This is a genomic window from Chloroflexota bacterium (genome assembly GCA_026708035.1).
Classification (GTDB): Bacteria; Chloroflexota; UBA11872; order UBA11872; family UBA11872; genus JAJECS01.
This window is the reverse complement of record JAPOVQ010000022.1, coordinates 37,541-43,571: the sequence shown is the minus strand read 5'-3', so window position 1 is coordinate 43,571 and position 6,031 is coordinate 37,541. Positions and strand designations below refer to the sequence as shown.

At 66.8% G+C, this 6,031-nt stretch carries 7 protein-coding genes; all 7 read left to right on the top strand.

Going from position 1 to position 6,031, the window contains the following annotated elements:
- The first annotated feature begins 933 nt into the window (after positions 1-933).
- The 7 genes from OXG33_09695 (at position 934) to OXG33_09665 (ending at position 6,024) form a co-directional block, all read left to right on the top strand.
- A complete protein-coding gene (locus OXG33_09695) occupies positions 934-1,719 on the top strand; it encodes an NAD(P)-dependent oxidoreductase (protein MCY4114192.1) in 786 nt (261 codons plus the stop codon).
- A 120-nt stretch (positions 1,720-1,839) separates the two neighbouring features.
- A complete protein-coding gene (locus tag OXG33_09690; GenBank protein MCY4114191.1) occupies positions 1,840-2,781 on the top strand; it encodes an aldo/keto reductase in 942 nt (313 codons plus the stop codon).
- 155 nt (positions 2,782-2,936) lie between these two features.
- Positions 2,937-3,227, top strand: a complete 291-nt coding sequence (locus OXG33_09685) for a cyclic-di-AMP receptor (protein ID MCY4114190.1) — start codon at positions 2,937-2,939, stop codon at positions 3,225-3,227.
- Between the two features lie 7 nt (positions 3,228-3,234).
- Entirely contained in the window at positions 3,235-3,573 is a 339-nt protein-coding gene (locus tag OXG33_09680) for a cyclic-di-AMP receptor (GenBank protein MCY4114189.1), read from the top strand.
- 66 nt (positions 3,574-3,639) lie between these two features.
- The gene (locus OXG33_09675) at positions 3,640-5,223 is read left to right on the top strand and encodes an amidohydrolase family protein (protein MCY4114188.1); all 1,584 of its coding nucleotides are present in this window, start codon (positions 3,640-3,642) and stop codon (positions 5,221-5,223) included.
- A 202-nt stretch (positions 5,224-5,425) separates the two neighbouring features.
- The gene (locus OXG33_09670) at positions 5,426-5,647 is read left to right on the top strand and encodes a type II toxin-antitoxin system prevent-host-death family antitoxin (GenBank protein MCY4114187.1); all 222 of its coding nucleotides are present in this window, start codon (positions 5,426-5,428) and stop codon (positions 5,645-5,647) included.
- Positions 5,644-6,024, top strand: a complete 381-nt coding sequence (locus OXG33_09665) for a type II toxin-antitoxin system VapC family toxin (GenBank protein ID MCY4114186.1) — start codon at positions 5,644-5,646, stop codon at positions 6,022-6,024. The genes OXG33_09670 and OXG33_09665 overlap by 4 nt, the downstream gene beginning before the upstream one ends.
- Positions 6,025-6,031 lie beyond the last annotated feature (7 nt).

The window sequence follows — 6,031 nt, the reverse complement described above, 5'->3', positions numbered from 1 at the left end:
CGGAGAGGAACTCGCCGGCCGGCGGCGGCGGCTTGTCTCGCGCGCCTACGCAGACGACGCCTCCGCTGGCCACATCCTGGCACGTGTAGTCAAAGCCCCAGCACACGACCGATCCGTCGACTCGCACACCGCACGTGTGGTACTGGCCGGCGCTGACGGAGATGAATGCCTCGGACTGCTGCGTCGACGCTGCGGCGCGAGCAGATCCTGTCAGAGAGGCTGCGGGTGCCTCCTCAGCAGTTTCCACTAGCGGTGTACCGTCGGTCGGCGCAGTCTCAGTCCCAGGATTTTCTGCCGAGACTTGACCCGTTTCGCCGTTGGATGCACTTTCCGCGGGCGCCTCGGACCCACAGGCGACAATCATCACCAGGATGATCGGCAGCGCCAGCAGGGTTAGAAGGCTGTGCCTCCTGAGCCCGATCACGTGCGCCTCCGGTTTCGACCCCTAGGAAACAGCTGAGCGACTGGCGTGCCTGACCGCCAAGGCGCCCCGGCGGGACCGGGACCACCGACAGGGGCACGGCGCCGCACTCTAGCATTCTGTGACTTTCATTACATTGAACCCGCGAATGTATGCCTCCCCGTTCATGCTTCGACAGGCTCAGCACGAATGGGGAGACCGGCGCGGCGTATGCGGGCGCTCCGATTTGGCGTTGGTCGCTCCAGACTGAAGGTTTCCGGCTTTGGCGAATGACCGTTGTTTTAGGGGCGCCCTGGAGATTCAGCAGGGCCAACACGTGAATTGCCGACGGGCAGCCACTAGGACTGCCCCTACGCAAATCGTCCCCTGGATTCCGGCTTCTCGCCTGCGCGGGGACATGCTTCGCGGGAATGACGGGCCAACATGACCCACCGTGAGCGTGCCAGCGCGCCAAGCGACCGGTACGCTACCGGGCAATTCCAGCGTGTCGAGTCCCGTAAGGAGCCCTGCTTGTGAGCAATCGACTCAAGGTGATGGTCACCGGCGCCACCGGCGTGATCGGGCGCACGCTGATGGAGGACCTGGACGGCGTCTTCACGCTCACCGGCACCTCGCGCCAGCCGCAGGTCGATCCGCGGTTTCGGGTGCTCGACTTCGACGACATCGACGCGGTGGCCGAGGCGTTCGCCGGGCAGGACGCGGTGGTGCACATGCACGCCAAGTCGAACCACGACACGGACGAGCTTGGGCCGTATCTGGAGCCCAACGTGGTCGGCGTCTACAACGCCTACGAAGCGGCGCGGCGGGCCGGGGTGAAGCGCTTCGTGTTCGCCAGCTCAAACCACGCGACGGGCTGGTACGAGCTTGTCGGCGAGCGCTGCGACGCGGAGTCCACGCCGCGTCCGGACGGCATGTATGGCGTCGCCAAGGTCTGGGGCGAGGCGGTGGGCCGCTACTATGCTGATCGGTTCGGGCTCGAGGTCGTCTGCCTGCGCATCGGCAGCTATAAGTACCGCCTGAAGCCACCGGAATGGGACTCCGGCGCGCGTATCCTCTCCACCTGGCTGAGCGACCGCGACCTGGTCAACCTGGTGCGCCGATCGGTCGAGGCGCCCGGCATTCGCTGGGGCATCTACTATGGGATTTCGGCCAACGCGCGCGCCTACTGGGACATCACCAATGCCGTCACCGAGCTGGGCTACCGCCCGCGGGACAACGCGGAGGACTATGCGGACGAGGTGCTGGCCAAGGGCGGCGAGTACGACCTCTGGGGCTACACGACCGAGGGCATGGTCTAGCGTGCGCCTGATGACCGCTCGGCGCCCGCCACCTTCACCCTATCCCTCTCCCATCGAGGGAGAGGGGACCGGACCTCATCGACACGACTGGTCTAGGGCGGACGAACGGCGGATGAATCGATGACCACAAACGCGCCGGCAATGCTGCCGACACGGCCCTTTGGCCGGCATTCGGACCGAGTGTCGATCATCGCGCTGGGCGGCGGTCACATTTCGCGGCCCGGAGTGACCGACCAGCAAGCCGAGCGCATGATCCGCACGGCGCTCGACAACGGCGTCACGTTCTTCGACACCTCCTGGGACTATGCCGAAGGCCTCAGCGAGCGCCGCTATGGACGGGTCCTGCCCGACCATCGCGACGACATCTTCCTCATGTCGAAGGTCTGCGACCGCACTCGCGACGGCGCCCTGCAGCAGCTCGACGAGAGCCTGCGTCGGCTGCGCACCGACTACCTGGACCTGTGGCAGTTCCACGAGATCAACTACGACAACGACCCCGAGTGGATATTCGAGCCCGGCGGCGCGGCCGAGGCGGCTGAAATCGCCAAGGCCCAGGGCAAGGTGCGCTACGTGGGCTTCACCGGGCACAAGAGCCCCCACATCTTCAAGGGCATGCTGGCCGCCGACTACGCGTGGGACTCCTGCCAGATGCCGGTGAGCGTATTCGACCACCAGTACCGCAGCTTCATCGCCGAGATTCTTCCCGAGCTGAACCGGCGCGGCATCGCCTGCATCGGGATGAAGTCGCTGGGCGGCAACGGCCAGTTCATCACCGAGGGTGGGCTGACGGCGCAAGAGCTGCGGCGCTATGCGCTGTCGCAGCCGATTGCCTCCCTGGCCTGCGGCGCCGTCTCCCACGCCGACGTGCTGCAGGACCTGGAGATCGCCCGCACGTTTGCGCCGATGACGGAGGACGAGCAGCAGGCGCTGCGCGATCGGGTGCGGCGCCAGGCTACCGACGGACGCCACGAGTGGTTCAAGACGTCGACCTACTTCGACTCGCCCTACCACGCGGATGCCCACGGATTCGGCAACCACCTGAGGATTCCCCGCTTGCCGTGACGGCACCTCGTCACCCGGCCCCCCGTCTCCCCGACGCCCCTCACCCCAACCCTCTCCCCATACGAGAGGGAGTCGGACGCCGGAATGACGGAGGATTACGCCATGGTCTCCATGTGCGAAAGTGAAAGGGCGCGCCTGGCCAACTGGATGCGGCGATGACTGACGAGATCGACCGGCTGGTATGCGCGGTGGTGCACAACGACGACGCCAACCGCGTGAATCAGGCATTGGTCGACGAAGGCTACGGCGTCACCCGCATCACGGCGCAGGGCGGCTTCCTGCGAAGGGGCAACGCGGTCTTTGTGATCGGCGTGGCGCAGTCGGCGGTCGATGCCGTCATTGATCTGCTGAAGCAGAGTGCTCGGCAATCCGCGGGGGCCGACGCCGGCGGCTCGGCCTACGGCATCGTGTTCGTGGTGCGGGCCGGCCAGTTCGCGAGGCTCTGACGTGACCATGACCGCCGGCGCGAATGACCGCCTCGCCATCGCCGTGGTGCAGGACGCGGACGCGATGCGCCTTTCCAACGCGCTCAACGACGCCGGGTTCGCCCACACGCGGATTCCTACGCGCGGCGGGTTCCTACAGCGCGCTAGTGAGGCCATCATGGTGGCCTATTCGCATACCCGCCACGAGACCCTGATGGACCTGATTGCCAGCCAATGCCAGACCCGCAGCGAAATGCAGATCGTTTCGCTGGCAGGGGACACGATGCTGCTGGCCGAGCCGGTTGAGGTCGAGGTCGGCGGAGCCACGGTGTTCACGCTGGAGCTCGAGCGCTTCGTCCGGCTCTAGTCTCCGCGCGGCAAGGCCGGGCGCTTCGCGCATAATGCGCGCGCCGTTCCAGCGCCAAACACCCTGATGACCGACCAGATCATCGACGTTTCGGGCCACTTTGGCGCCGTGCCCTTCACTCGCGCCATGTGGACTCCGGCGGAGGTCGTGGACCGCGCGGCGGTGGTGGGAATCACCCGCACCTATGTGGCGGCGCTCAGCGGGGTATACCACGAGCCGGGACTGGGAAACGCCGACGCCCTGGCCGCGGCGGCGAGGCATGGAGAGCTGACGGCGGCCGCGGTGGTCGATCCGCGCTCCGGCAGCCGCGCGCTGGATCAGGTCGAGGAGTCGATCGACGCCAGCGTGCGGCTGTTTCGCGCGTTTCGCGGCGCACAGGGCGCCTGGCCGCCCGGCGAGGCGACGTTCCAGGCCGCCGCGCGCCGGATCGCCGACGCCGGCCTGGTGCTGATGGCCGACCTGGGCAACCCCATCGGCGAGCTGACGGAATACATGCACGCGCTGGGCGACCTTGACCTGACGATCGTTTTCGCCAACGTGACCTACGCCACGCTGGGCGAGGCGCTCACCGTGATGCGGAGCGATCCGCGAGTCCACCTGGAGAGCCACCGGCTCTGCCGCCCCGACACGCTGGAGCTCATCGCCTCCGAAGTGGGTGCAGACCGGGTGCTGTTCGGGACCTCCGGGCCGCCGTTCAACGCGCTATCGGCGCTGAACCTGGTGCTGCACGCCAACCTGCCCGAGCCGGACCGCCGGCTCATCCTGGCCGGCAACGCGCTGCGGTTGATCGAGGGGCGCGACGTAGCCGAGCGCGCGACGCCCGGTCTGACGCCCAGCCCGTTCGGCGCGCCGGTGCGCGGTCCCGAGACGGTGCCGATCATCGACATTCACGCGCACAACGGCGCCTGGCCCTACGCCGGCGTCACCAGCCACGACGACCACGGCATCGCCACGCTCGAGCGGTTGATGGTCAAGTACAACGTGGAGCAGACGTTCGCCTCGTCGGCGCTGGCCATCACCAATGATTTCCGCCGCGGCAACCGGGAGCTGGTTGAGGGAAGCCGTGGGCGAGGCACCATCCGCCCGCTGGTGACGATCACCCCCCACGACGTCGCCGGATCGTGTGAGGAGATGGATCGGTGGTATCCCGAGCCGCACGTCGTGGGGGCCAAGCTGCACACGCAGCTGTCGCGCGTTCCCATCGGCGATCCGCGCATGGCCGCGCTGTTTGCGGAAGTCGCCGCGCGCGGCAAGCCCGTGGTGAATCACGTGATGGCATTGGGTGGCTTCGATCCGCCGTCCGAAACCCAGCAAGTTGACGGCATCGTCGAGCTGGCGGCACGGCATCCGGGCCTGACCGTCGTGGCCTACCACGGCGGCGGTCTGGACTGGGAGCGGATGCTGGAGCTAGCCGCACCGCTTCCCAATCTTTATGTCGAGTACGCCAGCTCCTGGCCGCAGGACAACCCGGTGCGTGCAGCCGTCGAGCGGCTGGGGCCAGCGCGCGTGATGTTCGGCACGGATATGGACCTGCTCTCGCCATCACTCATGGTGGGGCTGGTGGACAGCGCCGGCCTCGATCCCGCGGCCTACGCCGCCGTGCTGCACGGCAACGCGCGGCGGGTATTTCGGTTGGGGCCGGCGAGGTGATCAAGCGGGCGAATGGAACGCCCGGGTAGCAATTCCGTTCATGGTTCGACAGAGCCTGCCCTGAGCTTGCCGAAGGGCTCACCACGAACGGTCGCAGGCCTACGGCGATCGTGGGAGGCCCAACGTCAATTGCGAGTTGACCAAAACTCAAATAAACTTAGCCTAGCTTAGCTAACAGAGGAGAATCGCCGTGCAAGTCAACATGCACGAGGCCAAGTCGCAGCTTTCCCGACTCGGCGAGCGGGCCTGGGAGGGCGAAGAGGTCGTCATTGCCAAAGCCGGCAAGCCGTATCTGCGGCTGGTGCCCTACCGGCCCCAGAACAAGCCGCGGAGGCTTGGCGAGCTCAAGGGCCAGATCTGGATCGCTCCCGACTTCGATGAGACGCCCGAGGAAGTCATCAAGGCTTTCGAAGGCGACTTGTGAGGCGTCTGTTGATGGACACCCATGTGCTCCTGTGGGCACTTGGGGCCGAGCAAATGCTAGGAAGCGACGTACGTAGAGCCTTGACCGACCCGCGCAACGATGTATTCGTCAGCGCGGCTACCGTCTGGGAAATCGCCAATAAGAGCGCACTCGGGAAGCTGCGAGTCCCGGACCACCTGGCCGGGACGATTGAGGCCGCCGGATTCAGCGAGCTTCCGGTGACCTTCGTTCACGCCGAGCAGGCGGGGAGCCTGCCCAAGCTTCATGGCGACCCGTTCGACCGGATGCTGGTGGCGCAGGCGCAGGTCGAGGGGCTCACCCTGGTCACCGCGGACGCCAACATACTCCGGTACCCCGTCCGCACGATGGCGGCGTAGGCTCGCC